The sequence below is a fragment of the Nocardioides panzhihuensis genome (assembly GCF_013408335.1).
Taxonomy (GTDB): Bacteria; Actinomycetota; Actinomycetes; order Propionibacteriales; family Nocardioidaceae; genus Nocardioides; species Nocardioides panzhihuensis.
On sequence record NZ_JACBZR010000001.1, the window covers coordinates 6,071,098 to 6,096,791 of the forward strand.

The 25,694-nt window shown below is 69.6% G+C and carries 25 protein-coding genes; 20 read left to right on the plus strand and 5 right to left on the minus strand.

Translation table 11 applies throughout. From position 1 onward, the window contains the following. Positions 1-22: 22 nt before the first annotated feature. On the minus strand, positions 23-676 hold the full coding sequence (locus BJ988_RS28735; protein ID WP_179661204.1) for a DUF305 domain-containing protein: 654 nt from the start codon (positions 674-676) through the stop codon (positions 23-25). Positions 677-808: 132 nt separating this feature from the next. Between BJ988_RS28735 and BJ988_RS28740 the strand changes: the two genes are divergently transcribed. The 6 genes from BJ988_RS28740 (at position 809) to BJ988_RS28765 (ending at position 7,778) form a co-directional block, all read left to right on the plus strand. Further along, a complete protein-coding gene (locus BJ988_RS28740) occupies positions 809-2,308 on the plus strand; it encodes an LVIVD repeat-containing protein (RefSeq protein WP_179661205.1) in 1,500 nt (499 codons plus the stop codon). Between the two features lie 143 nt (positions 2,309-2,451). Continuing rightward, the gene (locus BJ988_RS28745; RefSeq protein WP_179661206.1) at positions 2,452-3,252 is read left to right on the plus strand and encodes a hypothetical protein; all 801 of its coding nucleotides are present in this window, start codon (positions 2,452-2,454) and stop codon (positions 3,250-3,252) included. 66 nt (positions 3,253-3,318) lie between these two features. Continuing rightward, positions 3,319-4,104, plus strand: coding sequence for a DUF1684 domain-containing protein (locus tag BJ988_RS28750; RefSeq protein ID WP_343051826.1), 786 nt, complete (start codon positions 3,319-3,321; stop codon positions 4,102-4,104). A gap of 72 nt (positions 4,105-4,176) precedes the next feature. Then, positions 4,177-5,088 (plus strand): GNAT family N-acetyltransferase, encoded by a 912-nt coding sequence (locus BJ988_RS28755; RefSeq protein ID WP_179661208.1) that lies wholly within the window; start codon positions 4,177-4,179, stop codon positions 5,086-5,088. Positions 5,089-5,229: 141 nt separating this feature from the next. Continuing rightward, positions 5,230-6,729 (plus strand): IMP dehydrogenase, encoded by a 1,500-nt coding sequence (gene guaB, locus BJ988_RS28760; RefSeq protein ID WP_179661209.1) that lies wholly within the window; start codon positions 5,230-5,232, stop codon positions 6,727-6,729. A 251-nt stretch (positions 6,730-6,980) separates the two neighbouring features. Continuing rightward, positions 6,981-7,778, plus strand: coding sequence for a DUF1684 domain-containing protein (locus BJ988_RS28765; protein WP_179661210.1), 798 nt, complete (start codon positions 6,981-6,983; stop codon positions 7,776-7,778). Positions 7,779-7,834: 56 nt separating this feature from the next. On the opposite strand, the gene BJ988_RS28770 is transcribed toward BJ988_RS28765, so the two are convergent. Further along, positions 7,835-9,250: an MFS transporter gene (locus tag BJ988_RS28770; RefSeq protein WP_179661211.1), complete on the minus strand. Its 1,416-nt coding sequence runs from the start codon at positions 9,248-9,250 to the stop codon at positions 7,835-7,837. A 118-nt stretch (positions 9,251-9,368) separates the two neighbouring features. On the opposite strand from BJ988_RS28770, the gene BJ988_RS28775 reads away from it, so the two are divergent. Then, a complete protein-coding gene (locus BJ988_RS28775; protein ID WP_179661212.1) occupies positions 9,369-10,196 on the plus strand; it encodes a helix-turn-helix transcriptional regulator in 828 nt (275 codons plus the stop codon). A 45-nt stretch (positions 10,197-10,241) separates the two neighbouring features. Here BJ988_RS28775 and BJ988_RS28780 read toward each other — a convergent pair whose 3' ends face one another. Beyond that, positions 10,242-11,039 (minus strand): helix-turn-helix domain-containing protein, encoded by a 798-nt coding sequence (locus tag BJ988_RS28780; RefSeq protein ID WP_179661213.1) that lies wholly within the window; start codon positions 11,037-11,039, stop codon positions 10,242-10,244. Positions 11,040-11,102: 63 nt separating this feature from the next. Between BJ988_RS28780 and BJ988_RS28785 the strand changes: the two genes are divergently transcribed. Continuing rightward, positions 11,103-11,576, plus strand: coding sequence for a DUF3224 domain-containing protein (locus tag BJ988_RS28785; protein ID WP_179661214.1), 474 nt, complete (start codon positions 11,103-11,105; stop codon positions 11,574-11,576). Here the strand turns inward: BJ988_RS28785 and BJ988_RS28790 are convergent. Beyond that, entirely contained in the window at positions 11,561-12,250 is a 690-nt protein-coding gene (locus tag BJ988_RS28790; protein WP_179661215.1) for a winged helix-turn-helix transcriptional regulator, read from the minus strand. The two genes, BJ988_RS28785 and BJ988_RS28790, sit on opposite strands and share 16 nt — an antisense overlap. A 179-nt stretch (positions 12,251-12,429) precedes the next feature. Here BJ988_RS28790 and BJ988_RS28795 point away from each other — a divergent pair, with 179 nt between their 5' ends. From BJ988_RS28795 to BJ988_RS28840, 10 genes are all read left to right on the plus strand, one after another. Then, entirely contained in the window at positions 12,430-13,242 is an 813-nt protein-coding gene (locus tag BJ988_RS28795; protein WP_179661216.1) for a class I SAM-dependent methyltransferase, read from the plus strand. Between the two features lie 67 nt (positions 13,243-13,309). Then, positions 13,310-14,416 (plus strand): GuaB3 family IMP dehydrogenase-related protein, encoded by a 1,107-nt coding sequence (locus BJ988_RS28800; protein ID WP_179661217.1) that lies wholly within the window; start codon positions 13,310-13,312, stop codon positions 14,414-14,416. 320 nt (positions 14,417-14,736) lie between these two features. Then, a complete protein-coding gene (locus tag BJ988_RS28805) occupies positions 14,737-15,492 on the plus strand; it encodes an SDR family oxidoreductase (RefSeq protein WP_179661218.1) in 756 nt (251 codons plus the stop codon). Beyond that, entirely contained in the window at positions 15,492-16,268 is a 777-nt protein-coding gene (locus BJ988_RS28810) for an SDR family oxidoreductase (protein WP_179661219.1), read from the plus strand. Before BJ988_RS28805 ends, BJ988_RS28810 begins: the two co-directional genes overlap by 1 nt. Beyond that, entirely contained in the window at positions 16,265-17,254 is a 990-nt protein-coding gene (locus tag BJ988_RS28815) for an NADPH:quinone oxidoreductase family protein (protein ID WP_179661220.1), read from the plus strand. Before BJ988_RS28810 ends, BJ988_RS28815 begins: the two co-directional genes overlap by 4 nt. Continuing rightward, positions 17,251-17,901 (plus strand): HAD family hydrolase, encoded by a 651-nt coding sequence (locus BJ988_RS28820; RefSeq protein WP_179661221.1) that lies wholly within the window; start codon positions 17,251-17,253, stop codon positions 17,899-17,901. The genes BJ988_RS28815 and BJ988_RS28820 overlap by 4 nt, the downstream gene beginning before the upstream one ends. After that, positions 17,898-18,980, plus strand: coding sequence for a phosphotransferase (locus tag BJ988_RS28825; protein ID WP_179661222.1), 1,083 nt, complete (start codon positions 17,898-17,900; stop codon positions 18,978-18,980). The genes BJ988_RS28820 and BJ988_RS28825 overlap by 4 nt, the downstream gene beginning before the upstream one ends. A 147-nt stretch (positions 18,981-19,127) precedes the next feature. Then, positions 19,128-20,360: an acyl-CoA dehydrogenase family protein gene (locus BJ988_RS28830; protein WP_179661223.1), complete on the plus strand. Its 1,233-nt coding sequence runs from the start codon at positions 19,128-19,130 to the stop codon at positions 20,358-20,360. Continuing rightward, positions 20,360-21,559, plus strand: a complete 1,200-nt coding sequence (locus BJ988_RS28835; RefSeq protein ID WP_179661224.1) for an acyl-CoA dehydrogenase family protein — start codon at positions 20,360-20,362, stop codon at positions 21,557-21,559. Before BJ988_RS28830 ends, BJ988_RS28835 begins: the two co-directional genes overlap by 1 nt. Positions 21,560-21,600: 41 nt before the next feature. Continuing rightward, positions 21,601-22,704, plus strand: coding sequence for an acyl-CoA dehydrogenase family protein (locus BJ988_RS28840; protein ID WP_179661225.1), 1,104 nt, complete (start codon positions 21,601-21,603; stop codon positions 22,702-22,704). A 72-nt stretch (positions 22,705-22,776) separates the two neighbouring features. Here BJ988_RS28840 and BJ988_RS28845 read toward each other — a convergent pair whose 3' ends face one another. Next, positions 22,777-23,991, minus strand: coding sequence for a PucR family transcriptional regulator (locus BJ988_RS28845; protein WP_179661226.1), 1,215 nt, complete (start codon positions 23,989-23,991; stop codon positions 22,777-22,779). Between the two features lie 150 nt (positions 23,992-24,141). Between BJ988_RS28845 and BJ988_RS28850 the strand changes: the two genes are divergently transcribed. Both BJ988_RS28850 and BJ988_RS28855 read left to right on the plus strand, forming a co-directional pair. Then, positions 24,142-24,981 (plus strand): ABC transporter ATP-binding protein, encoded by an 840-nt coding sequence (locus tag BJ988_RS28850; protein ID WP_179661227.1) that lies wholly within the window; start codon positions 24,142-24,144, stop codon positions 24,979-24,981. Continuing rightward, positions 24,981-25,685, plus strand: coding sequence for an ABC transporter ATP-binding protein (locus BJ988_RS28855; protein WP_179661228.1), 705 nt, complete (start codon positions 24,981-24,983; stop codon positions 25,683-25,685). Before BJ988_RS28850 ends, BJ988_RS28855 begins: the two co-directional genes overlap by 1 nt. Positions 25,686-25,694 lie beyond the last annotated feature (9 nt).

Sequence of the window (25,694 nt, forward strand, 5' to 3'; positions counted from 1 at the left end):
CGGCGCCTCGCTGGGATTCGACTCACTGGGATTCCAGCAGCTTCTGCATGATTCCGATCTCGGTCTTCTGAGATGCCTCGACGTCCTGCGCCATCTCCATGGCGAGGGTGTCGCTGCCCTTGCTGAGCACGGGTGCCGCCATCGTCAGGGCGCCCTCGTGGTGAGCGATCATCCGGGTCAGGAAGAGCCGGTCGAACTCCTCGCCCCGAGCCGCACCGAGCTCCTTCAGCTGTTCGGGAGTGAGCATGCCGGGCATGCCGGCGTGGTTCGGCAGATCGCCGGCGCCGGGCACCTCGAGGCCGCGGGCCTGGAGCCAGCCGCTCATCGAGACGATCTCCGGCCCTTGAGCCGCGGTGATGCTCCTGGCCAGCGACTTCACCTCGTCGCTGGCGGCGCGGGTGACGGCCAGCTCGGTCATCTCCAGCGCCTGGGCGTGGTGCGGGATCATCATCGCGACGAAGGTGGCGTCGGTCTGGTTCCACTCGGCGTCGGCCGGCACGTCCGATGGGGCGATCGTGCCCGCAGACTCGCCGGGAGCGCCCGGCTGGAGGACCGGCGCCGACTGAGGCGATCCTGATGCACTCGGCTCGTGGCCGGAGTGAGCGTGCTGCTCCTCGGCACAGCCGGTGAGCAACAGCAGTGCTAGTACAGCGGTGGGGACGCCGAGTTTCCGCATGGACCTGCCTTCCGAGGCGTACGCAGGGTAGTCAACTTATTCATTTTCGCCGTCGTCGGAAGGGGATTTCCCTAGAATCGACAGGCCCGTGGCTCCATCCGCACGGCAGTCGACTCGGAAGGCGACCCCCCAATGAGACGTCCCATCCACATCCTGGCCGGAGTCGCATCGGCCATGATCGTCGCCGGAGGGCTGGCCGTCGCCGCCCCGTCCTCGGCCGACGAGTCCCACTCGCACGGCTCCCAGAGCGCCGCTCCCCAGCCCAGCTGCACCGAGGCGGAGAAGAAGATCCTGGCCGCGGCCGGAGACAACTTCGCCTCGGCCTGTGCCCCGGGCAACGACATCGCGAAGCTCGGCGTCAACAACCCGGCCGTGGAGGCCGGAGCGACCGAAGGCACCCCCAACCTGAACCTGATCGCGAACCTCCCCAAGTCGGGGGCGTTCGCGCCGACCAGTGCGCTCAACAGCGACCTGGCGTTCCAGGGCCGCTACGCCTTCGCCGGCAACTACGACGGCTTCAACGTCATCGACATCAAGAAGCCCCACAAGCCCAAGCTGGTCACCCAGGTCGTGTGTCCGGGCTCGCAGAACGACATCTCGGTCCACGGCGACCTGCTCGTCCTCTCCGTCGACTCCAGCCGCAGCAACAACACCTGCGACAACGTCGCGCAGTCGGCGCAGAACAAGGAGTCCTGGGAGGGCATCCGGGTCTTCGACATCAGCAACCCGGCGCAGCCGGCCTACGTCGCCGCGGTCGAGACCAAGTGCGGCTCCCACACCCACTCGCTGGCGCCGAGCAAGGACGGCAAGGCCGTCTACGCCTACGTCTCCTCCTACGGACCTCGCCCGGAGTTCCCCGACTGCCAGCCGCCCCACGACAAGATCAGCGTCGTGAAGATCCCGACGGCGGAGCCTGAGACCGCCGCGGTGGTCAACGAGCCGGTGCTCTTCCCCGACGGTGGCTACACCAACACCGCCGGCTGTCACGACATCACCACCTACCCGAGCAAGGACGTCGCGGCCGGTGCGTGCATGGGTGACGGCATCCTGATGGACATCTCCGACCGCGAGAACCCGGTCGTCACCGAGCGGGTCCGAGACACCGCGAACTTCGCGTTCTGGCACTCGGCGACCTTCAACAACAGCGGCACCAAGGTCGTCTTCACCGACGAGCTCGGCGGTGGCGGCGCGCCGGTGTGCAACCCCGAGGTCGGCCCCAAGAGGGGCGCCAACGGCATCTACGACATCGAGGGCTCCGACCTGGTCTTCAAGTCGTACTACAAGATCCCGCGCACCCAGTCCAACACCGAGAACTGCGTCGCCCACAACGGCTCGCTGATCCCGGTCAAGGGCAAGGACATCATGGTCCAGGCCTGGTATCAGGGCGGGATCTCCGTCTACGACTTCACTGACTCGGCCAACCCGAAGGAGATCGCCTGGTTCGACCGCGGTCCGTTCGAGGACACCACGACCATCGCCGGCGCGTGGTCGACCTACTACTACAACGGCTACATCTACTCCAACGAGATCCAGCGCGGCTTCGACGTCTTCGACCTGCGTGACCCCCGGGTCGCCTCGGCGAAGAAGGTCAGGTTCGACGAGCTGAACGTGCAGGCTCAGCCGTCTTACTGAGAGATAGCCGAGTCGGCGCACTTGACTCGTACCTCGCGAAGCGAAGCGAGCGAGAGGGGCGGGATGCGCCGACTCGGCGATTTCAGTGATTGACCAGCTGTTCGCAACCTCCTGGACACCAGGAGACGCGATCGTTCACCGCGATGACCGAGACGGCTGCCGACGACGACCGTGTTGGTCTCGACACGCCTTCGCCTAGCGGCTCCGGCGGCTCGACCAGCGGTGCGCGTCGGTCGAGCCGTGTCGAAACCAACACGGTCGAATGGGCGATCGCTGCTCTCCTCGGCCTCGTTCTCCTCCGGCTCCTGTGGACCCTGGTGACCAACGAGAACCTGCTCCTGGGAGAGGTCGTCGAACACCTCGTCCATCCCGATGTCCTCGCCGGGGTCTGGCTCACCGTCCGGCTCACCGTGCTGGTCTTCGCGCTGGCGTCGGCGCTCGGACTGGCCGTGGGCAGGACGGAGAGATCGGGCAACCCGGTGCTGGGCGGGGTCGCGGCGGCGTACGTGTGGATCTTCGGCGGCATCCCGGTGCTCGTCCAGCTGCTGCTGTGGAGCAACATCGCGCTGGTCTTCCCCGACATCACCTTCGGGATCCCGGGGGTGCACATCGACGCGGTCCGGTTGGTCACACCGGTCCACGCTGCGATCGTCGGGCTGGCGCTGGCGTTGGGAGCGTACGCAGCGAGGGCTCTTTCGAGCGGCGACCGGCTCGCCGCGCTCGGTGACCTGCTGGTGACGACGCTCCAGGCGACCAGCCTGGTCTCGGTGCTCGCGATCACCGACCTGCTGGGGGTCGTCCAGGCGCTCGAGGAGCGCAACCATCTGATCATCCCGCTGCTCGTGGTGGCCGCGATCTGGTACCTCGTCCTGGTCACCGCGGCGCGCGGCGCGATCCGCCTGCTCGGGACTGTGCGCAGAAGGGCTCGGACGGCCCACGAGTGAAGCTGAGGGTAAAAGTCGGCGACTATTGCAAGACCTGGCAACGCAGATCTTTGTAGAGTGCGTCACGTGACTTTCGAGCAGGCCTGGCAACGGTGGCGCGATGAGCGGGAGGCCGAGCTGAGAAGCCCGGAAGGTTTCCTGGCGATCACCGGCCTGCACTGGCTGAGCGCCAAGCCGCAGCGGTTCCCAGGGGTCCCGGGTGTCTGGTCGAAGGCTCCGGAGGGCGCCGTGGTCGAGCTCGGTCCGGGTGAGTGGCTCGAGCTCGGTGGCACCACCCTTGCCGGGCGGTACGTCTTCGGGGATGTCGACCCCGTGGGAGTGGTCGCGACCTTCGACACCGGGACCGTCGAGGTCGCTGACCGCTTCGGCACCCCGGTCCTCCGGCCGCGGCAGCCCGACGGCCCGTTCCTGCGCGACTACACCGGCACCCCGACGTACGCTCCGGACCCGGCGTGGCGGTTGATCGCGGCCTTCACGCGCTACGCGACGAGCCGGCCGATCTCGGTCGGCTCCGTGGTCGAGGGCCGCTCGAGCGTCATCGACGCCGTGGGCGAGGTGGCGTTCGATGTGGGTGGCCGCCCGCAGCGGCTGATCGCCTTCGACGGCGGTGACGACGAGCTGTGGCTGCTGTTCACCGACGAGACCAGCGGCGTCACGACCTACGCCGCCTGCCGTCAGCTCGCCGTCGAGCCGCCCGTCGACGGCAAGGCAGTCCTCGACTTCAACCGCGCCGCCAACATGCCCTGTGCCTACACGATCCACGCCACCTGCCCGCTCCCGCCCGCCAGCAACCACATCGACGTGCTCGTCGAAGCGGGCGAGCAGACCCCGCCGAGGGCACCCGCCGACTGACGCCTGGTTCCGGTTCGGAGGTTTAACCGTGCGAAACGGACCGGAAACAGCGAAACAGGCAGACTAGGGCCTATGGCGGGGACGATGTTGTGGAGAGTGCGTACGACGCTGCCGGACCGACCGGGCGCGCTGGCCTCGCTGGCGCAGCGCTGCGGCAAGGCCGGGGTCAACATCTTGGGGATGCAGATCTTCCCGGGACTGGCGCAGGTCACCGACGAGTTCGTGCTGCGTACGCCCCCGGGTTGGGGCGAGGACAAGATCTGCGGTCTCTTCTCCGCAGCCGGTGGCGGCGAAACCGTCGTCCAGCCCGCCAACGAGGCGGCCCTGGCCGACCAGCCGACCCGCTACGTGCAAGCCTGCCGGTACGTCCTGGAGCGGCCGATGTCGTTCCCGGAGGTGGTGGCGCAGCTCTTCGACGCGGAGCCCGAGGCTCCGCCCGGGGTCGTCCACGACACCATGGAGCTGCGGGTCGCGGACGTCGACGTCCAGCTCCACCGCACCGCCCCCTTCACCGCGACCGAGCGCGCCCGTGGTTCCGCGATGGCCGACCTGGTCAACGACGTCCTCGACCGCAGCCGCGAGTCGGCGGCCATCGGAACCACCCCGCCCGTCCGCCGCCTCGGCACCGGAAGCACCCCTGACCTCGTCGTCACCGGCGACGCCGTCACCGCCCTCGTCGACGGCGTCGCGGTCGGCATCGGCGAGGTCCTGGCCCCGGTCGAGGACGACCAGAACGTCCGCGTGATCAACCTGCGCGTCGACCCGGCCTGGCAGCGCCGAGGCATCGGCACCCGGCTGCTGATCGACACCGCCAAGCTCGCGCACATGCTCGGCGCCGACGAGATCCTGCTCACGACCCAGTCCGACAACCAGGCCGTGCTGCCCATGGTCCTCGCCGCCGGGATGCGCGGCCGGATCCGGATGGCCGGTGATCTGCTGACCGTCAAGGTTCCGGTGCGGGATCTCAAGCCGTTGGATCGGTAGTGCAGCGATACCCGGTTAACCGGGCTCTACCATTTTCTTGGGCTGCACTTCTCTGGCAATGCAACGCCAGAGAAGTGCAGCAAACACCTGAGAAGTCTCGCCGTTTCGGCGATCCCTGGGGCTCGGCCGTAGCATTTCTCCATGGAGATCCCGGAGAAGTTCGCGACGCTCGGCCTCACCTACGACGACGTACTCCTGCTGCCCGGATATTCGGACCTGGCGCCGTCCGACATCGATACGACCTCCCGGCTGACCCGCGAGATCAACCTGCGGGTCCCGCTCATCTCCGCGGCGATGGACACCGTGACCGAGTCGCGGATGGCGATCGCGATGGCCCGCCAGGGCGGCATCGGCGTCCTCCACCGCAACCTGAGCATCGAGGATCAGGCCTACCAGGTCGACCTGGTCAAGCGGACCCAGACCGGGATCATCTCCAACCCGGTCACCATCGGCCCCGACGCGACGCTCGAGCAGCTCGACAAGCTCGCCGGTGAATACCGGATCTCCGGGTTCCCCGTGGTCGACGTCGACCAGAAGCTGATCGGCATCATCACCAACCGCGACCTCCGGTTCACCCCCGTCGCGGAGTGGGCGACCACCAAGGTCAACGAGGTGATGACCTCCAAGGACCTGATCACCGGCCCGTCGGAGATCTCCCGCGAGGAGGCCACCAAGCTGCTGCGCCAGCACAAGCTCGAGCGGCTCCCGCTGATCGACGCCGACGGCCGCATCACCGGCCTGATCACCGTCAAGGACTTCGTGAAGTCCGAGCAGTTCCCCGACGCCTCCAAGGACGGTCAGGGCCGCCTGCTCGTCGGCGCGGCGATCGGCTACTTCGGTGATGCATGGGAGCGGGCCACCACGCTCATCGAGGCCGGTGTCGACGTGCTGGTCGCGGACACGGCCCACGGCAACGTACGCATGCTGATCGACATGGTCCACCGGCTCAAGACCGACCCGGCCACCAAGCATGTCCAGGTGATCGGCGGCAACGTCGCGACCAAGGAAGGCGCGCAGAGCTTCGTCGAGGCAGGCGCCGACGCGGTCAAGGTCGGTGTCGGCCCGGGCTCGATCTGCACCACCCGCGTCGTCACCGGTGTCGGCGTGCCGCAGATCTCCGCGGTCTACGAGGCCTCGCTGGCCTGCAAGCCGGCCGGTGTCCCGGTGATCGCCGACGGCGGTCTGCGCTACTCCGGCGAGATCGGCAAGGCGATCGTCGCCGGTGCCGACACCGTGATGCTCGGCTCGATGCTCGCCGGCACCGAGGAGACCCCCGGCGACCTGGTCCTGATGAACGGCAAGCAGTTCAAGGCCTACCGCGGCATGGGCTCCATGGGCGCGATGTCCTCGCGCGGCAAGAAGTCGTTCTCCAAGGACCGCTACTTCCAGGCCGAGGTCACCGACGACGACATGATCGTCCCCGAGGGCGTCGAGGGCCAGGTCGCCTACAAGGGCGCGCTGGCGACGGTCGCCCACCAGCTCACCGGCGGCCTGCACCAGACGATGTTCTACGTCGGCGCGCGCACCATCCCCGAGCTGCAGGAGAAGGGCCGCTTCATGCGGATCACCTCCGCCTCGCTCAAGGAGTCGCACCCCCACGACGTCCAGGTCACCGCCGAGGCGCCGAACTACCACGTCTGAGGCAGCGCCAGCGAGCTCGCTCGCGGGCGCGTCGCCGAAGAGATCGAGCAGCGGTGCGGCTGAGCCTGCGAAGCCGCAGCCCGCGTGTCGAGATCTACGTGCCGCGCAACACCACGAGCCCCGGATCGACCGATCCGGGGCTCGTCCCATTTTGTGCGACGAGATGATCACGATGTGAGGAATTCGGGCACGAACCCGGCGCGGTCGGAGTTCAATCCGGTGCCAGCATCCTGATCCTTCCGGGAGGACCCATGACCATCACCGATACCGACACCTTCGCCCAGGACTGGGCGGCGTGGCACGAGGAACACGAGAGGAAGCGGGCCTCGGCCCACGGCTTCCTCGCGATCACCTCGATGCGCTGGCTGGCCGAGGAGCCGGAGACGTACGACGACGTGCCGGGCGCCTGGTCGAGCGGTCCCGACGGCGTCGTGGTCTCGCTGGCCTCAGGTGAGTCGTTGGTCGTCGACGGCGCCGAGGTAACCGGTCGGCACGCGTTCGGTGTCATCGACGAGCGCGGCGGGGTCACCGCCCTGTTCGGCGACGCGGCGGTGGAGATCGCCAACCGCGGCGGCAACGCGGTCATCCGCCCCCGCCACCCCGACAACCCGGTCCTGACCGGCTACCGCGGCACCGAGAGCTACTCGCCCGACCCGAAGTGGGCGATCCAGGCACGCTTCGTCGCCTACGACCCGCCCGTGCCCACGACCGTGGGCTCGGTCGTCGACGGTCTGGAGCACGTCTACGAGGCCGTCGGCGAGATCGAGTTCGAGGTCGACGGCACCGTGCACAGCCTGATCGCCTTCCCGGGCTCCACCCCGGGGTCCCTGCACGTGCTGTTCCGCGACGAGACGTCGGGCAGGACGACGTACGCCGCCACTCGCACGCTGTCCGTGGGTGCACCCGACGGGGAGGGCAACGTGCTGATCGACTTCAACCGCGCGACCAACCTGCCGTGCGCCTACACCGCTCATGCCACCTGCCCGCTTCCCCCGGCCGCCAACCGCCTGTCGGTCGCGGTCGAGGCCGGGGAGAAGAAGCCCGCCTGAAACGGGATCGTGCTGCTGAGCGGCGGCGGAAGCCGCGCTGAGCAGCACGGCCGGGTTCACCCGTGTTCGGCCACCGGGCGGCGCATCGGAAGCCCACCGGCCACCAGCACCGCGGCGACGAGAACGAGGGCGGCGTTGACCCCGATCGCCACGTGCAGGGCGCCGAGCGATGTGACGCCGCCGGCGGCGGTGGCCACCGTGGACATGATCGGGATGCCGAGCGCGATCGCGACCTGCTGCGTCATCATCGCCAGCCCGGTGGCCAGTCCCTGCTCGTGGTCGGGGAGCCCGGAGGTCGCGGCGACCATGAACCCGACGATCGCGGCGACGTGTCCGATGGCGCCCACGAAGTTCATCAGTCCGAGGAACCACAGCCAGCCGACCGAGGGCCCGATCAGGACGAGTGCGCCGGTGGTCACCGCTTGCAGGGCGAGACCGCCCGCCACCGTGTTCCGTACGCCGAAGCTCTGGATGAAGCGCGGTCCCACTACCCCGCCGATGATCGCCCCCAGGCCCATCGCGACGAGCATCAGACCGGTCTGAAGGGCGTTGAGGTCGAGGACGTGCTGGAGATACATCGTCAGCACGAAGACGAGCGACGACTCGAAGGCGAACGTCGCGAAGCCGGCGATGTTGCCGAAACCGACGGTCCGGCGGGTGAGGATCTGCAGCGGCACCAGCGGGTGCGGGTGGGTGGACTCGGCCCGCCAGAAGGCCACCAGCAGCATCACCGCGAGGCCGATCGCGACCAGCCCCCACATATCGGTGATGCCGACCTCGCCGAGGCGGGTCGCGCCGTAGACGAGCGCCAACAGCCCAGAGGTCACCAGCACGGCGCCGGGAAGGTCGAGCCGCGACCGCTCCCGGTCGGCGGCGTCACGCAGCACGAACGGCGCGACGGCGATCACCAGCAACGCGATCGGCACGTTGACGAGGAACGCCCAGCGCCACGACAGCAGATCGGTGAGTACGCCGCCCAGCACTGCCCCGGCGGTGAACCCGGTCGACATCACGACGCTGTTCAGTCCCAGCGCGCGCTGACGCAGCGGCCCCTCGGGAAAGGAGACGGTGAGCAAGGAGAGTGCCGCCGGAGTGACCGCAGCCGTCGCCAGACCCTGGGCGACCCGGGCCGTGAGCAGCAGCTCGGGTGAGGTGGCCACCCCGCCCAGCAGCGATGCGGCGCCGAGCGCGACCATGCCGACCATGAAGACGCGGCGCCGGCCGACGTAGTCGCCGATCCGGCCGAAGAGCAATGTGAAACCGGCCGCGGTCAGGGCGAACGCGGTGGCGATCCACTGCACGTTGGCCTCGGCGAAGCCCAGGTCCGCGCCGACCGTCGGCAGCGCCACGTTGAGGATCGAGAAGTCGACGGTGAGCGTGAACTGGGAGGCGAGCAGCAGCAGGAGCACCAGCAGCTGCCCGCGGGTCATCGTGGCCGGGCGTACGGGCTCGGCCTGGGTTGTGGTGGTCATGGGCCCAACGGTCCGCCGGACGAGGTGCCTCAGCCAGACACCTGTCCTGCCACCCCGCCGCGTGCCTAGCACTGACAGGGTCAGGAAGAAACCTGGGCTTGGCGGCACTATGGAGACCATGACGACTGAGCTGGGCGAGTTCCTGCGGAGCCGACGGGCGGCGATCAGCCCGGAGGAGGCGGGCGTGGTCTCCTACGGTGCCCGACGGGTGCCGGGGCTGCGGCGCGAGGAGCTGGCGATGCTCGCCGGTGTGTCGCCGACCTACTACACCCGGTTGGAACAGTCCGACCACCACAACGCCTCCGACTCGGTGATCGATGCGCTCGCCCGTGCGCTGCGGCTGAGCATCGAGGAGCACGACCACCTGCGCCGACTGGCCCGGCCGGCCGGAGCGGGCCCGGGGCGGGCCCGCGAGGAGGAGGCCCGGCCGAGCGCGGTCGCGATGCTGATGGACTACCCCGGTCCGGCGCTGATCGTCGACCACGCCAACTACGTGCTCGCCTGGAACGACCTCGGACACCGCCTCTACGGGCACGGACTGGACTTCGACGCTCCCTACGCGGACCGCTCGATGCGCCCCAACCTGGTCCGCCGGTTCTTCCTGGAGCCGGAGGGTCCCGAGCTCTTCGTCGACCCCGGGGACGCCGGGCTGCAGATGGTCGGCTTCCTGCGCTACTCCTCCGGGCTGCACCCCGAGGACCACATCCTCAGCTGTCTGGTCGGCGAGCTCGTCCAGCGCAGCGACCTGTTCGCGGAGCTGTGGGCCGAGCATCCGGTGATGGACTGCGGCTATGGCATCAAGCGCCTGCGGCATCCGGTGGCCGGACGGCTGGACCTCGCCTATGAGGCGATGGTGCTGCCCGAGACCAGCCAGCGGCTCATGCTCTACCGGGCCGAGCCCGGCTCGCCGTCGGCGGACGCACTCTCGCGCCTTGCTGGCCCGTGAGTTGTGATGCCGAGGGTGGCCCATGGGCCGCTCTCGGCATCACAGCTACAGATCCTTCGCGTACGTCGCCGGGGGAGCGCCCACGACCTCCCGGAACGTACGCACCAGGTGAGCCTGGTCGCTGAAGTCCAGCTCCGCGGCGACCGCGGCCCAGTCGACGTCACCGGAGTGGGCGCGGGCAGCGACCTCCAGCACGCGGAACCGCTGCACGACCCACTTCGGGCCGATCCCGACGTACTCGCTGAAGAGCCGCTGCAGCGACCGCAGGCTCAGTCCGGCGCGCTCGGCGAGCTGCTCGGCGCGGGTGATCGAACGGTCGTCCTCGGCGAGTGCCATCCAGCGGCGTACGTCCTCGGCCACCGGGTCCGCAGGGAGGCCGACCTCCAGCAGGTAGGACTCCATCGCGGCTGCCATCTCCGCCGGGTCCGTCGAGGTGAGGATCCGCTCGGCCGCCGGCCGGTCGTCGACGCGGAGCAGCTCCTGGGCGGGGACGACCTGGTCGGCGATGGCGCTGACCCGGCTGCCGAGCACGGGGCGGAAGAGCCCGGGCAGGAAGGAGGCGCCGAGCGTGTGTCCGCGGCCGGTCAGGTGGCGGAGGAACGGCTTGCGCCCGATGCCGTGCACGAGCAGCCGAACCTCCTCGGCGGCGATGTGGATCCGGGGCTGCGGGATGACCTGCTGGTCATGCGGCTGCTCGAGGTCCCAGCCGACGTACCAGTGGTAGTCCAGGTGGCCCACGAGTGCGGCCGAGGGTGCGAACCGCTCGGTGGTGATCGTCCGGGCCGCGGTCACCGGCCGCACGATCGCGTCGGGATAGCCCCTACCCTCCATCTGGCTCGCCATGGCGCCAACGATATGGCGCGTTCCTTCAATCCTGCGCCCCTGTTTCCGGAGCAGGCTGGACCCATGACCGAACACAGCAGGGACACGACCTACAGCAACAAGGCAAGCACCACGATGACCGTCGCGCGGTGGCAGGAGGCGGCCTACGTCGACATCGACGGCGAGGGCACCACGATGGGCAACGACATCTACATCCCTCACCGCGGCCTGACCACGTCAGAGACCGACTACACCTACACCGGCGAGATCGAGGGCAAGGGCGTCGCGCGGATGATCGGCGCCTACGGCAACCCCGCCGGCGGCGCGGTCTTCGAGGCGTACGAGCAGTTCACCGGCTCCATCGCCGGCCAGGAGGGCTCGTGCGTGTGGCGGATCAGCGGGACGTACGCCGACAAGACCGTGCGCTCCCACCTCACCGTCATCCCCGGGCTCGGCACCGGTGGCCTCGAAGGCCTTGTCGGAGAGGCCGACATGGTCCTGGCCGAGGAGGGCGGCGGGGAGACGTACGGCTTCGTCCTCTCCTACGACTGGAGCTGAGGACGCGGGCGGGGGATGCGGGCGGCTGAGGACTGGCCGAGCCAGGAGGGGACGGCACGGCGTACGTCCTCGGCCGCGCTGACGGTGACCATCTCGGCGCGCAGCGCCAACGGCCAGGCGAGGTCACCGCGCCAGATCTCGGTGAGCGTACGCAGGCTGCAGGTGAGCCGCGCATCGACCTCGAAGCCGGGGTCGAAGTCGCAGACCTCGGCCTGGTCCGCGGCGACCACGAGCCACCAGCGGGCGACCTTCGGCTCGACGTCGGTGAGGCCGAACTCGACCACGGTGCGCTGCCGTGGCCATACGTCGATCGGGATCGTGCGACGCATGTCCCAGAAGAGCAGGTGCGGGTCGAGGTCGGCCCGGCCCAGCGATCCGATCCAGCGCACGCCCCACTCGTTGAGCGCGGTCACGACCGTGACGAGCTCCTGGCCGGAGTCGGTGAGGTGGTAGGAGGTTCGCTTCCCCTCGCCGCGCTGCTGGACGATGCCCGCGCGCTCCAGGGTGCGCAGCCGTTTGGAGAGCAGGGCCGGCGACATCTTCGGCACCCCTCGGCGCAGCTCGTTGAAGTGGGTGCTGCCGAGCAGCAGCTCGCGGACGACGAGCAGCGTCCACCGCTCGTCGAGCACCTCCATGGCCTTCGCCATCGGACAGAACTGGCCGTATCCCGCCATCGGACCGCCTCTCTCGTGCGGCCCGAGATCCGCTCCTCTCAGTAGACCCCTGGAGGGGACGGGTGGCAAGTACAGATCCAGAACCTCCCCAAGTTCAGATCCGGCACTATCGGGCGGACCTGCTGCAGGGCGAGGCTGGAGACCCAGACCACCTCTCGGGCCGACGTCTTGGAGGAGACATGACCGCAACCCCCGTACAGCCCGAGCTGAAGGCCCGCCACCGTGCGATGTGGGGCCTGGGGAACTACGCCCGGGTCGCCGACGAGCTCATCCCCGAGCTCGGCCAGGTGATCGTCGAGGCATGCGAGATCGGTCCCGGCGACCGCGTCCTCGACATCGCAGCCGGCACCGGGAACGCCGCCATCCCCGCTGCCCTCGCCGGCGCGGACGTGACCGCGAGCGACCTGACCCCGGAGCTGCTCGAGATCGGACAGGCCCGGGGAGCGGAGGCCGCCTCGATCACCTGGCGGGTCGCCGACGCCGAGGCGCTCCCGTTCGAGGACGCCGAGTTCGACGTCGTCATGTCCTGCGTCGGGATCATGTTCGCGCCGTTCCACGAGAAGGCGGCCGCCGAGCTGCTCCGGGTCGTGCGCCCGGGCGGCCGGATCGGTCTGGTCAGCTGGACCCCGGAGGGGTTCATTGGTCAGATGTTCGCGACGATGAAGCCGTTCATGGCGCCGCCGCCCGAGGGTGCGCAGCCGCCTCCGCGCTGGGGCGACGAGACCCACGTACGCGGCCTGCTGGGGGACCACGTCACCACGGTCCGGGCCGAGAAGCGGACGGTGGCCGTCGACTCCTTCGAGACCGGCGCGGAGTTCCGTGACTTCTTCAAGGCCTGCTACGGGCCGACGATCGTCGCCTACCGCGGGATCGCGGACGACGAGTCCCGGACCGCCGAGCTCGACGCCGCGCTCGCCGACCTGGGGGACCGTTACCTCACCGCCGGGACGATGAAGTGGGAATACCTGTTGCTGACCGGGGTACGCGGCTAGGTCGTCGTCTGCCCACGTCGGTGCGTGCTTTCCGATCTCGATCCGGTCCCGTGGAACAATCCGTCCTGTGACTGAGATCGAGATCGGCAGGGCCAAGCGGGCACGACGGGCGTACGCCTTCGACGACGTGGCGATCGTGCCCTCACGCCGCACCCGGGACACCACCGAGGTGAGCACCGACTGGCAGATCGACGCCTATCGCTTCGACATCCCGGTGCTCGCCGCGCCGATGGACTCGGTGATGTCGCCTTCGACCGCGATCGCCATGGGCAGGCTCGGTGGGCTCGGGGTGCTCAACCTCGAAGGCGTGTGGACCCGCTACGACGACCCGCAGCCGCTGCTCGACGAGCTGGCCGGGATGAGCGGTGTCGACGCGACCCGGCGTCTGCAGGAGATCTACGAGGCTCCGATCCGCGCCGAGCTCATCACCGAGCGTCTGCGCGAGGTGCGCGCCTCGGGCGTCACCGTCGCCGGGGCGCTCTCACCGCAGCGTACGAAGGAGTTCGCCAAGGCCGTCGTCGACGCCGGCGTCGACCTCTTCGTCATCCGTGGCACCACGGTCTCGGCCGAGCACGTCTCCTCGCAGTCCGAGCCGCTCAACCTCAAGGAGTTCATCTACGAGCTCGACGTGCCGGTGATCGTGGGCGGGTGTGCGACCTACCAGGCGGCGCTCCACCTGATGCGCACCGGTGCGGCCGGGGTCCTGGTCGGCTTCGGCGGCGGTGCGGCGCACACGACCCGGACCGTTCTCGGCGTGGCCGTGCCGATGGCCTCCGCGGTGGCCGACGTCGCCGCCGCCCGCCGTGACTACCTCGACGAGTCCGGCGGCCGCTACGTGCACGTCATCGCCGACGGCGCCGTCGGCCGCTCCGGCGACATCGCCAAGGCGATCGCCTGCGGCGCCGACGCGGTCATGGTCGGCTCGCCTTTCGCTCGTGCGACGGACGCCCCCGGCAAGGGCTTCCACTGGGGCAACGAGGCCCACCACGCCGACCTGCCCCGCGGCCAGCGCGTCGCCTTCGAGCCCGTCGGCACCTTCGAGGAGGTCCTCTACGGTCCCTCCCACGTCGCCGACGGCACCATGAACCTCGTCGGCGCCCTCAAGCGCGCCATGGCCACCACCGGCTACACCGACCTCAAGGAGTTCCAGCGGATCGAGGTCATCGTCGGCTGACCTCGCCGAAACCGCACTCCTGGCGGCCCGAAACCATAGGTGTGGGCGACGAAACTCCAGTTTCGTCGCCCACAACTGTTTCCCCCGCCCGCCCGCCCGCCGAGACGTCACTTACGTCGGCCGAGTGGTCACCGCGGTGACCACTCGGCCGACGTAAGTGACGTCTCGCCCTGCGCTGGTGACGCTTCGGCCGACGGGGCTGACTTCTCGGCATTGCTTGGAACTCTGACCTTCCATGTTCTTGGGCTACCCCGTAGAGTGACCGTCACCACCACCTAAGCAAGCGCTTAGATTAGCCGAGCACAGACGAGGGATTGAACATGTCGAGGTTCGAGGGACGTACGGCGATCATCACCGGGGCGAGTCGGGGGATCGGGCTGGGGATCGCCCAGCGCCTGGTGGACGAGGGGGCCAGGGTCGTCATCACCGCGCGCAAGCCCGAGGCGCTGGCGGAAGCCGTCGAGACCCTTGGTGGCAGCGCGAAGGCCCTCGGCATCGCCGGGAAGGCCGACGACCCCGCTCACCAGGAGGAGGTCGTGAAGACGGCCATCGACACCTTCGGCAGCGCCGACTTCATGATCAACAACGCCGGCATCAACCCGAAGGCCGGCGGGCTGATCGACATGGACCGCGAGTCGGCCCGCAAGACCGTCGAGGTCAACTGCCTCTCGCCGATCGGCTGGACCCAGCAGGTCTGGCGGCAGTGGATGTCCGAGCACGGCGGCGCGGTCGTCAACATCTCCTCGGTCGCCGGCCTCGCCCCGACCCCGCTGATCGCGACGTACGGCGCCAGCAAGGCGATGCTCAGCTACATCACCCAGGAGCTCTCCGTCGAGCTCGGCCCGAAGGTGCGGGTCAACGCGATCCTCCCGGCCGTCGTGAAGACCAAGTTCGCCGAGCTCCTCTACGAGGGCCGCGAGGCCGAGGTCTCGGCCGCCTACCCGCTCAAGCGCCTCGGGACCCCCGAGGACATCGCCGGCGCCGCCGCGTTCCTCCTCTCCGAGGACGCGAGCTGGATGACCGGCCAGCTCGTCACCATGGACGGTGGCCTCACCCTCGCCGGCGGACGCGTCTGATGCCGATCCTTCCTGACAGCACCGCGGTCGTCACCGGCGCCGCGGGCGGCATCGGCCGTGCCCTGGCCGCCCGCCTCGTCGCAGAGGGCGTTCGCGTCGTGGTCAACGACATCGACGAGGTACGCCTGGCCGAGACCGCCGACCAGATCGGCGCCCATCCGGTGGCCGGTGACGCGGCTTCGGTCGAGGGCGTCGCCCGCCTCGTCGAGGCGGCCAAGGAGCACCTCGGTCAGATCGACACGTGGTACGGAAATGCCGGCATCGACCGCGGCTTCGGTCTGGACTGTCCCGAGGAGGACTGGCAGGCGTCGCACGAGGTCAATGTGATGGCGCACGTCCGGGCGGCCCGGCTCCTCGTCCCCGAGTGGGTCGAGCGAGGCTCCGGTCGCTACGTGGTGACGGCAAGCGCGGCGGGGCTGCTGATGATGGTCGGTACGCCGACCTACTCGGTAACCAAGCACGCCGCGGTCGCCTTCGCGGAGTGGCTCTCGGTGACCTACCGCCACCGCGGGATCGTCGTCCAGGCGATCTGCCCGCAGGGCGTACAGACCGGCATGCTCGAGCGGTCGGGACAGATGGCTAGCCTGCTCAGTCGCGACGGAGCGCTGACGCCCGAGCAGGTCGCCGACTCGGCCTGGGAGGCGACGATCGACGACCGCTTCCTGGTGCTGCCGCACCCCGAGGTGGGCGACTACTACGCCGCACGGGCGACGCAGACCGACAAGTGGCTCGGCGGGATGAACCGACTCTGGCAGCACGTGGAAGGACAGGTATGAAGGCATGGCGCATCGGCTCGCTCGGCGAGCCCAAGGACGTGATGAGGCTCGAGGAGGTGGCCGACCCGACGCCGGGAGCCGGACAGCTCGTCGTGAAGGTGCTGGCCAGCCCGGCGAACTTCCCCGACGTACTCATGTGCCGCGGCCTCTACCAGGTCAAGCCCGAGCTGCCGTTCACCGCCGGTGTCGAGCTGTGCGGTGAGGTGGTCGCGCTCGGCGAAGGCGTGGACGCGTTCCAGATCGGGGACCGCGTGATCGGCGGCGGGTCGCTGCCGTACGGCGGCTTCGGTGAGCTCGCGCTGATGGACGCTGCGACCACCTTCCCGGCGCCGGAGGCGCTCAGCGACGCCGAGGCGTCGAGCCTCTACATCGGCTACCAGACCGGTTGGTTCGCGCTTCACCGCCGTGCGAACATCCAGCCCGGCGAGACGCTGCTCGTGCATGCCGCGGCGGGCGGGGTCGGCAGCGCCGCGATCCAGCTCGGCAAGGCCGCCGGGGCCACGGTGATCGGCGTGGTCGGTGGACCGGAGAAGGCCGAGGTCGCGAAGAAGCTCGGCGCGGACGTGGTCATCGACCGTCACACAGAGGACTTCGTCAAGGTGGTCAAGGAGGTCACCGGCGGCAAGGGCGCCGACGTGATCTACGACCCCGTCGGCGGCGACACCTACGACCGCTCGACCAAGTGCATCGCCTTCGAGGGCCGGATCCTGATCATCGGCTTCGCCGGCGGCCGGATCCAGGAGGCCGCGCTCAACCACTCGCTGATCAAGAACTACTCGATCGTCGGGCTCCACTGGGGTCTCTACAACGCGCTCGCGCCCGAGCTGGTCGCCGAGTGCCACCGCGAGCTCACCCGGATGGCGGCCGAAGGCTCGATCAAGCCGCTGGTCAGCGAGACGCTGTCCTTGGAGCAGGTGGCCGACGGCGTACAGCGCTTGGCGGACGGCGAGACCGTGGGCCGGGTCGTCTACGGGGCGAGGTCATGACGGCCACGGGTCTCCGGGCGGTCATCTTCGACTACGGCGGGGTGCTGACCACGCCCATCGGCGACTCGATCCGGACCTGGCTGGAGGCCGACGGCATCAAACCGGAGAGCTTCACGACGGTGCTGAAGGAGTGGCTCGGCCGCTACGCCGACGCCGGCACCCCGATCCACCGCCTCGAGCTCGGTGAGCTCTCGGTCAAGGAGTTCGACAGCCTCCTGGCGGCTCGCCTGGAGACGTACGACGGTAGCCCGGTCCATCCCGAGGGCGTCCTGTCTCGGCTCTTCGCCGGGATGCAGCCCAACCCGGAGATGTTCGCGCTGGCCGAGGAGCTCCGCGACGCCGGCATCCGACTGGCGCTGCTCTCCAACAGCTGGGGCAACTTCTACCCCCGCAAGCAGGTCGACGCGCTGTTCGAGGTCGTGGTGATCTCCGAGGAGGTCGCCATGCGGAAGCCGGAGCCACCGATCTTCGCCCGCACCCTGAGCCGGCTCGGTCTCTCGGCTGAGGAGTGCCTCTTCATCGACGACGCAGAGCCCAACGTCCTGGGCGCCCGGGCGGTCGGTCTCGACGCACTGCTGCACACAGACCCGGCGAGCACCCGCGCCGCGCTCACCCGAATGATCCCCACCCTCGGAGGTGCCGCGTGACGGCCGAATCGCTGCCCGGACTCGACCTGGACCGGCTCGGCCCCTGGCTGGCCGAGAACCTCGACGGGGTCTCGACAGGCTCGGGGCCACTCCGTTCAGACCCCGATGGAAGCCTGAGCGCCACCCACATCTCCGGCGGCAAGTCCAACCTGACGTACGTCGTCTCCGACGGCACTCACGAGTGGATCGTCCGGCGCCCGCCGCTGGGTCACGTCCTCGCCACCGCGCACGACATGAAGCGGGAGCACACCGTGATCACCGCGCTGCGCGACACCGACGTGCCGGTGCCGCACACCTACGCGTTCTGCAGCGACGAGGAGGTGCTCGGGGCGCCGTTCTACGTGATGGAGAAGGTCGACGGCCGGCCCTACCGGTACGCCCGCGAGCTCGAGCCGCTCGGCTCCGAGCGGACCCGGGCGATCTCGGAGCAGCTCATCGACGTGATGGCCGCGCTGCACGGGGTCGACCCCGCCGACGTCGGGCTGAGCGAGTTCGGCCGCCCCGAGGGTTTCCTCTCGCGACAGGTCAGGCGCTGGAAGAAGCAGCTCGAGGCGTCCCACTCCCGCGACCTGCCCGCTGCCGACGAGCTCCACTCGCTGCTGGAGGCGCGGGTGGGAGCCGCTGAGGCTGCCTCGACCGGGCCGGGGATCGTGCACGGCGACTACCGGCTCGACAACGTACTCACCGACAGCACGGACCGGATCCGCGCTGTCGTCGACTGGGAGATGGCCACGCTCGGCGACCCGGTCACCGACCTGGCGATCCTGCTCACCTACCAGCAGATGGCCACGGTCTCCGGCGACGCCACCGTGACCGACGTCAGCAACGCTCCCGGCTGGCTCACCGAGGACGAGATCATCGCCCGCTACGACGCCGCCAGCCCGCGTGACCTGAGCGAGTTCGGCTTCTACCGCGGGCTGGCCGCCTACAAGCTCGCCGCGATTCTCGAGGGGATCCACTACCGCTACCTGAAGGGCCAGACCGTGGGGCCTGGTTTCGAAACGATCGGGGACGGTATCCACCCGCTCCTCGACATGGGCATCAACGCTATGAAGGAGAACACAGGGCGTGTCTCCTAGTCCATCGGCTGCTACGCGGCGCCCAGCACGCACGCTGGCCGCGTTGTCGTCGATCGACAGGCAACCCCGGCCTGCCTCCTCCTCCGCCTTGCCATCGCACGCACTGGGCGCCGCTCGCGACGCCCCTGAACTAGGAGACACACCCTGATGGATTTCGCACCCGACGCCAGGACCGAGGAGCTCGTCGCCTCGTTGCAGGACTTCCAGAAGACGCACGTCGAGCCGAACGAGGCGGTCTTCCACGAGCAGCTCGCGGCCCAGGACGACAAGTGGGCCTGGGACACCGTCCCTGTCCTCGGCGAGATCCGCGCCGAGGCCCGCAAGCGTGGCCTGTGGAACCTCTTCCTCCCCGGTGAAGGCGGCGCCGGGCTGACCAACCTGCAGTACGCCCCGCTGGCCGAGATCACCGGCCGCAGCCACCTCGGGCCGGCCGCCCTCAACTGCGCGGCGCCCGACACCGGCAACATGGAGGTGCTGCACGACTTCGGCAACGACGCGCAGCAGAAGGAGTGGCTCGAGCCGCTTCTGGAGGGACAGATCCGCAGCGCCTTCGCGATGACCGAGCCGGCCGTCGCATCCTCCGACGCGACGAACATCGAGACCTCGATCGTGGCCGACGGCGATGCGTACGTCGTCAACGGCCGCAAGTGGTGGATCACCGGGGCGATGAACCCCAACGCCAAGATCCTCATCGTGATGGGCAAGACCGACCCGACCGCCGAGCGCCACAAGCAGCAGTCGATGATCCTGGTGCCCCGGGACACCCCGGGTCTGGAGATCAAGCGTGGGATGGAGGTCTTCGGCTACGACGACCACGACCACGGCGGTCACGCCGAGCTGACCTTCTCCGACGTCCGGGTGCCGGCGGGCAACCTCATCGGGACCGAGGGGATGGGCTTCGCGATCGCGCAGGCGCGCCTGGGTCCGGGCCGTATCCACCACTGCATGCGTTCCATCGGGCTCGCCGAGCGGGCGATCGAGCTGATGTGCGCCCGGGTCGAGGACCGGGTCGCCTTCGGCAAGCCGCTCTCCGAGCAGGGAGTGATCCGGGACTGGATCGCCGAGTCCCGGGTGCGGATCGAGCAACTGCGGCTCCTCGTCCTCAAGACCGCCTGGCTGATGGACACCGTCGGCAACAAGGGCGCCCACACCGAGATCCAGGCGATCAAGATCGCCACCCCGGCGACCGTCCAGTGGATCCTCGACAAGGCCATCCAGGCGCACGGCGCCGGCGGGCTCTCGCAGGACTTCCCGCTGGCCCGCGCCTACGCCGGGATCCGGACCCTCCGGTTCGCCGACGGCCCCGACGAGGTTCACAAGAACGCGTTGGCGAAGGCGGAGCTGCGCAAGCAGGCCGCTCGCCGGGAAGGACGACAGTGATGTCGCACGACAGCGAGCTCGACAGGCTCGGCCGGCTGGTCGCCGAGTTCCTGGCAGAGCATCCGGTCGAGACGACCGAGCCGAGCGCCTTCCTGCACGCCCGTTATCGGGCCGGCCTGGCCTGGGTCGCCTTCCCGGAGTGCCACGGCGGGCTCGGGCTGTCCCGGGCGATGCAGCCGAAGGTCGACAAGCTCTTCGCGGCAGCCGGTGCCCCCGACAACAACCCGCGGCGCAACGGGATCGGGCTCGGCATGGCCGCGCCGACGATCCTCGCCTACGGCACCCCGGAGCAGAAGTCTCGGTTCCTGGAGCCGCTGTGGTGCGGTGACGAGATCTGGTGCCAGCTCTTCTCCGAGCCCGGCGCCGGCTCCGACCTCGCCGGGCTGGCCACCCGGGCGGTCCTCGACGGTGACGAGTGGGTCGTCAACGGGCAGAAGGTGTGGACTTCTGGGGCCCACAACGCGGACTACGCGATCCTGGTCGCCCGCACCGATCCGGACGTTCCGAAACACCGCGGCCTCACCTACTTCTTGTGCGATATGCACGATCCGGGCGTCGAGGTGCGGCCGCTGCGCCAGATCACGGGCGAGGCGGAGTTCAACGAGGTCTTCCTGACCGACGTGAGGATCCCTGACGCCCACCGGCTCGGTGCGGTCGGCCAGGGCTGGGAGGTCGCCAACGCCACCCTCAACAACGAGCGCGTCGCCATCGGTGGCGCCGCCATGCCTCGTGAGGGCGGGTTGCTCGGCATCGTCGCCGAGTCGTGGCGTACGCAGCCGGACAACCACACCCCGGAGCTGCGCGACCGGCTCTTGAAGCTGTGGGTCGAGTCGGAGGTGGCTCGGCTCACCGGGACGCGGCTGCGGCAGAAGCTGGCCGTCGGCCAACCCGGTCCCGAGGGGTCGGCGATGAAGCTGACGTTCGCCAACATCAACCAGCGGCTCACCGGGCTCGATCTCGAGCTCAGCGGTGAGGACGGCCTCCGCTACGAGGACGGTGACGGCTGGGCGATGGTCCGGCCCGAGCACGTCGACTTCGCCGGACGCGACGCCGTCTACCGCTACCTGCGCACCAAGGGCAACTCCATCGAGGGCGGCACCTCGGAGATCCTGCGCAACATCGTCGCCGAGCGCGTCCTCGGCCTCCCCGGCGAGCACCGGGTCGACAAGGACGTCGCCTGGAAGGCCATCCCCCGATGAGCACCGCATCGATGAGCCCAGCCCCGATGAAGGAGTCCGCGATGAGCACAGTCGACGTCGAGCTGCTCGACAACGAGGTCGATGTCGACCTGCGTTCCACGGTCAGGTCGTTTCTGACCGAGCGCTGCGATCCGACGGAGGTCGTCAAGGCGTACGACGGCGACCGGTCGCTCACCCAGGTCCTGTGGAAGGGGCTGGCGGTCGAGCTCGGTCTCGCGGGGCTGCTGATCCCGGAGACGTACGGCGGTGCCGGAGCCTCTGCTCGCGAAGCCGCTGTGGTCCTGGAGGAGCTGGGCCGGGCGGCCGCTCCGGTGCCGTTCCTGACCAGCTCGGTGGTGGCCGCCTCGGTGCTGCTGGCCGGGCCGACCGAGGCAGGTGCCGATCTGCTCGCCGGGTTGGCCTCGGGGGAGCGGACCGCTGCCCTGACCGTGCCGCTGTCGACCGCGGCCTTCTCGGCGGCGGCCTCCTCCGGGGTCTCGGCGAGCTCGACCACCGTTCGCTCCGTGGCCGGAGCGTTGGAGGCGGACACCCTCCTGGTGCCGGTCGCGACGCCCGACGGCATCGAGATCCGGGCCCTCTCCGCCGAGCAGGCGACGATCACACCGGTCTCCTCGCTCGACATGACCCGTCAGCTCGCCGACGTGACCGTCGACCCGGCGGCCGGAGAGGTGATGGTCGCGGCGGAGAACGGCGCCGACGCCGTAAGCGCCGGTCTGCTGGCCGGCGCCGCGCTGATGGCCTCCGAGCAGGTCGGGGCGGCGCAGTGGTGCTTGACCACGACGGTGGAGTACCTCAAGGTGCGGCGCCAGTTCGGCCGCATCGTCGGTGGCTACCAAGCGCTCAAGCACCGGCTCGCCGACCTCTACACCGGCGTCGAAGGAGCCGGTGCGGCCGCGCGCTACGCCGCCGGGGCGCTGGCCATCGGCAGCGCAGAAGAGGCCGAGATCGCGACCCACGTCGCGGCCGCGTACTGCGGTGATCTCGCCGTCACCGCGGCCGAGGAGGCGGTGCAGCTGCACGGCGGCATCGGGATGACGTGGGAGCACCCCGCCCACCTCTACCTCAAGCGGGCCAAGGCCGACCAGATCGCGTACGGCCTTCCGGGCGCCCACCGCGACCGCTTGGGGGCCATGGTCGACATCTGATGCCGAAGCGTCACTCCGGTCGGCCGAGTTGGCACCACCGTGCCAACTCGGCCGACCGGAGTGACGTCTCGGCTACTTCTCCAGGGCCATCAGCGCGAGCGCGAACAGGAGGCGGTCGTGGGGGTTGGTGATGCTTCTGCCGGTGAGGTCCTGGATCTGCTTGATGCGGTAGATGACCGTGTTGCGGTGGCAGATCAGATCCTGGGCGGCGTGGGTGGGCGAGCCGCCGTGGGAGATGAGGGCGCGGAGCGTCGCCAGCAGCACGTCTGACTGGTGCGACGGCTGGGCCAGGATCGGACCGAGGGTGCGGCGGACGAGCAGGTGGGAGACCGCGGGGGAGGCGGTCAGGAGCACCTGCGGGAGGCGCTCGTCGACGACCGCGATGTCCGTACGCCCCCGGGGCACCGTCTCGACCGTGTGCGTGGCGAGCTGGAAGGCCGTGCCGAAGCCGCTCAGGTCGTCGGCGGTGGCGACCCCGACCCGACCCGAGTTGCAGCCGGAGAGCTGTGCGACGAGGTCGGCGACGGCGTCCGCGACCGGTCGCGACCCCAGCGGGACCAGGCCGAAGTGGTGGTCACCGCGGACGTGCCAGAACGACATCAGCCCGGCCTTCTCCAGCCGGTCGTCGGGGTTGCGCAGCGGTGAGTCACGGCTGCCGTCGAAGGCGGCGACGACGCAGGCCATCTGCGCGTCAGCGGCCACTCCGAGGATGTCCTGCACCTCGGCGGCGAAGGCCGGGTCGCCGCCACGGCCCTCCGCGAGCCCGTCCAGGAGCCGGCCCTGGAGCTGTAGGTCGCGACGCTGGAGCAGCGCCGCCTCCCTCCGGTAGGCCCCCGACATCACCGAGTTCTGCACGTCCAGGTCGGTCCAGACCTGGCGGCCGGCGAGGACCATCACCCGGTCGTCGATCCCCAGGGCCTCCTGCTGATGGACCATCGCCTCCCACAGCATCCGGGTGCCGACGGTGTAGGCGTTGAGACAGAACTCCAGAGGTACGCCCTGGCGCGCGCGCCGCCGACCGGTATCGCGCCACAGGTCGACGGGATTGGCTCCGGGAGTGAGCCCGGCCATGGCCCGGATACCGCGGCGTACGTGCTCTCGGGTGCTCGAGCGCAGGTCTGCTCGCACCGACGGATCGGCGTTCTGGTGCCACTCCGGCTGGATCGCGATCAGGGTCAGAGTGATGTCGTCGGCGATCGCATCGGCCTGGCTCACCAGGGAGGCCCAGGCACGCTCCACCAACGGACGAAGCTCCGCGTCGGGAGATGTGTCACGCATCACATCCATGTGCGGAGCGTCCCACGGCGACTGCCGCCTCCGCCAGCGAACCCGGGAATCCCGGACGGAGCGCCCGAAAGATTTTGTGCACATTGCCTATATCCCCTGTTGTGCGGAGAGTCCAAAGTGAGAGCCGTCACATAGGGTGAAGGGAGCACGATGCAGAAGCCTGGCGAAGGCCACCACGGTCAGACCCCGCCGCTGTTCGCGGCCGAGGGGGTCTCGGTCCGGTTCGGAGGCGTACGCGCGCTGGAGGACGTCTCCTTGGAGGTCGCGCCTCACGAGGTGCACGGCGTCATCGGCCCCAACGGTGCTGGCAAGACCACCCTGTTCAACGTCGTGTGCGGCTTCGTCAGCCCGGGCGAGGGTGAGCTCCGGCTGCGCGGCAAGACGATCCCCGCTCTCCGTCCGCACCAGCTCGCCGGCCACGGCATCGCCCGGACCCTGCAGGGGCTCGGGCTGTTCGAGGGCATGACGGTGCTCGACAACGTGATGGTCGGAGCCGACCGTCTCGCCCGCGCCGGCTTCATGCGCGGTCTGCTCGGCCTCGGCCACCGCGACGACGCCCGTCTCGCCGGCAAGGCGCGGGAGGTGCTCGGTGAGCTCGGGATCGAGTCGTACGCCGCCCGCTACCCCGGCAGCCTGCCCTACCCGATCCGCAAGAAGGTCGCGCTCGCTCGCGCGCTGGTCGCCGAGCCGGAGCTGCTGCTCCTCGATGAACCCGCCAGCGGCTTGAGCGCCGAGGAGATGACCGAGCTCGGCGAGATCATCTCCGGCCTGACGGAGCGGACCGCCGTGATGCTCGTCGAGCACCACATGGACCTGGTGATGTCGGTCTGCCATCGGATCACCGTGCTCGACTTCGGCCGCGTCATCGCGGCCGGCACACCCGACGAGATCCGCAACGACCCGGCCGTGCTCGCCGCCTACCTGGGCGACCAGGTGGAGCACGACGACGACGCCGAGGTCCACGCACTGACCGTTTCCGAGGAGACCTGATGTTCGCCGTCGAGGACCTGAGCGCTGCGTACGGACCCGTCAAGGCGCTCAACGGCGTCAGCTTCACCGCGGACAGAGGGCAGGTCACCGCCGTCCTGGGCGCCAACGGCGCCGGCAAGACCACGTTGCTGCGCACCGTCTCCGGGCTGGTGAGATCCACCGCCGGCAGCGTGATGCTGGACGGCAAGGACATCACCCGCACCGCGACCGAGAAGCTGACCTCGTACGGCCTCTCGCATGTCCCGGAGGGCCGTGGCGTCATCGCCGAGCTGACCGTGGTGGAGAACCTCCGCCTCGGCGGCCTGCACCGCGCGACGGGCTCCGAGCCGATGCCGATCGAGCGGATCTTCGAGCTCTTCCCGCGCCTGGGCGAGCGCCGCGAGGCCACCGCCCACATGCTCTCGGGCGGTGAGCGGCAGATGCTCGTCATCGGCCGCGCGCTGATGGCGCGACCGACCGTGCTCCTGCTCGACGAGCCGTCCCTGGGGCTCGCCCCTCGAGTGGTGGCCCAGATCTTCGACCTGCTCCGCGGGCTGGTGCAGAACGAGAAGCTCACCGTCGTGCTCGTCGAGCAGAACGCCCGTAGTGCCCTGTCCATCGCTGACCACGGCGTCGTGCTCAACCTCGGCAAGGTCGTCGCCTCGGCGCCGGCCGCCGAGCTGGCCGCCGACGAGCAGCTCCGCCACGCCTATCTCGGGTTCTGAGGAGCAGAC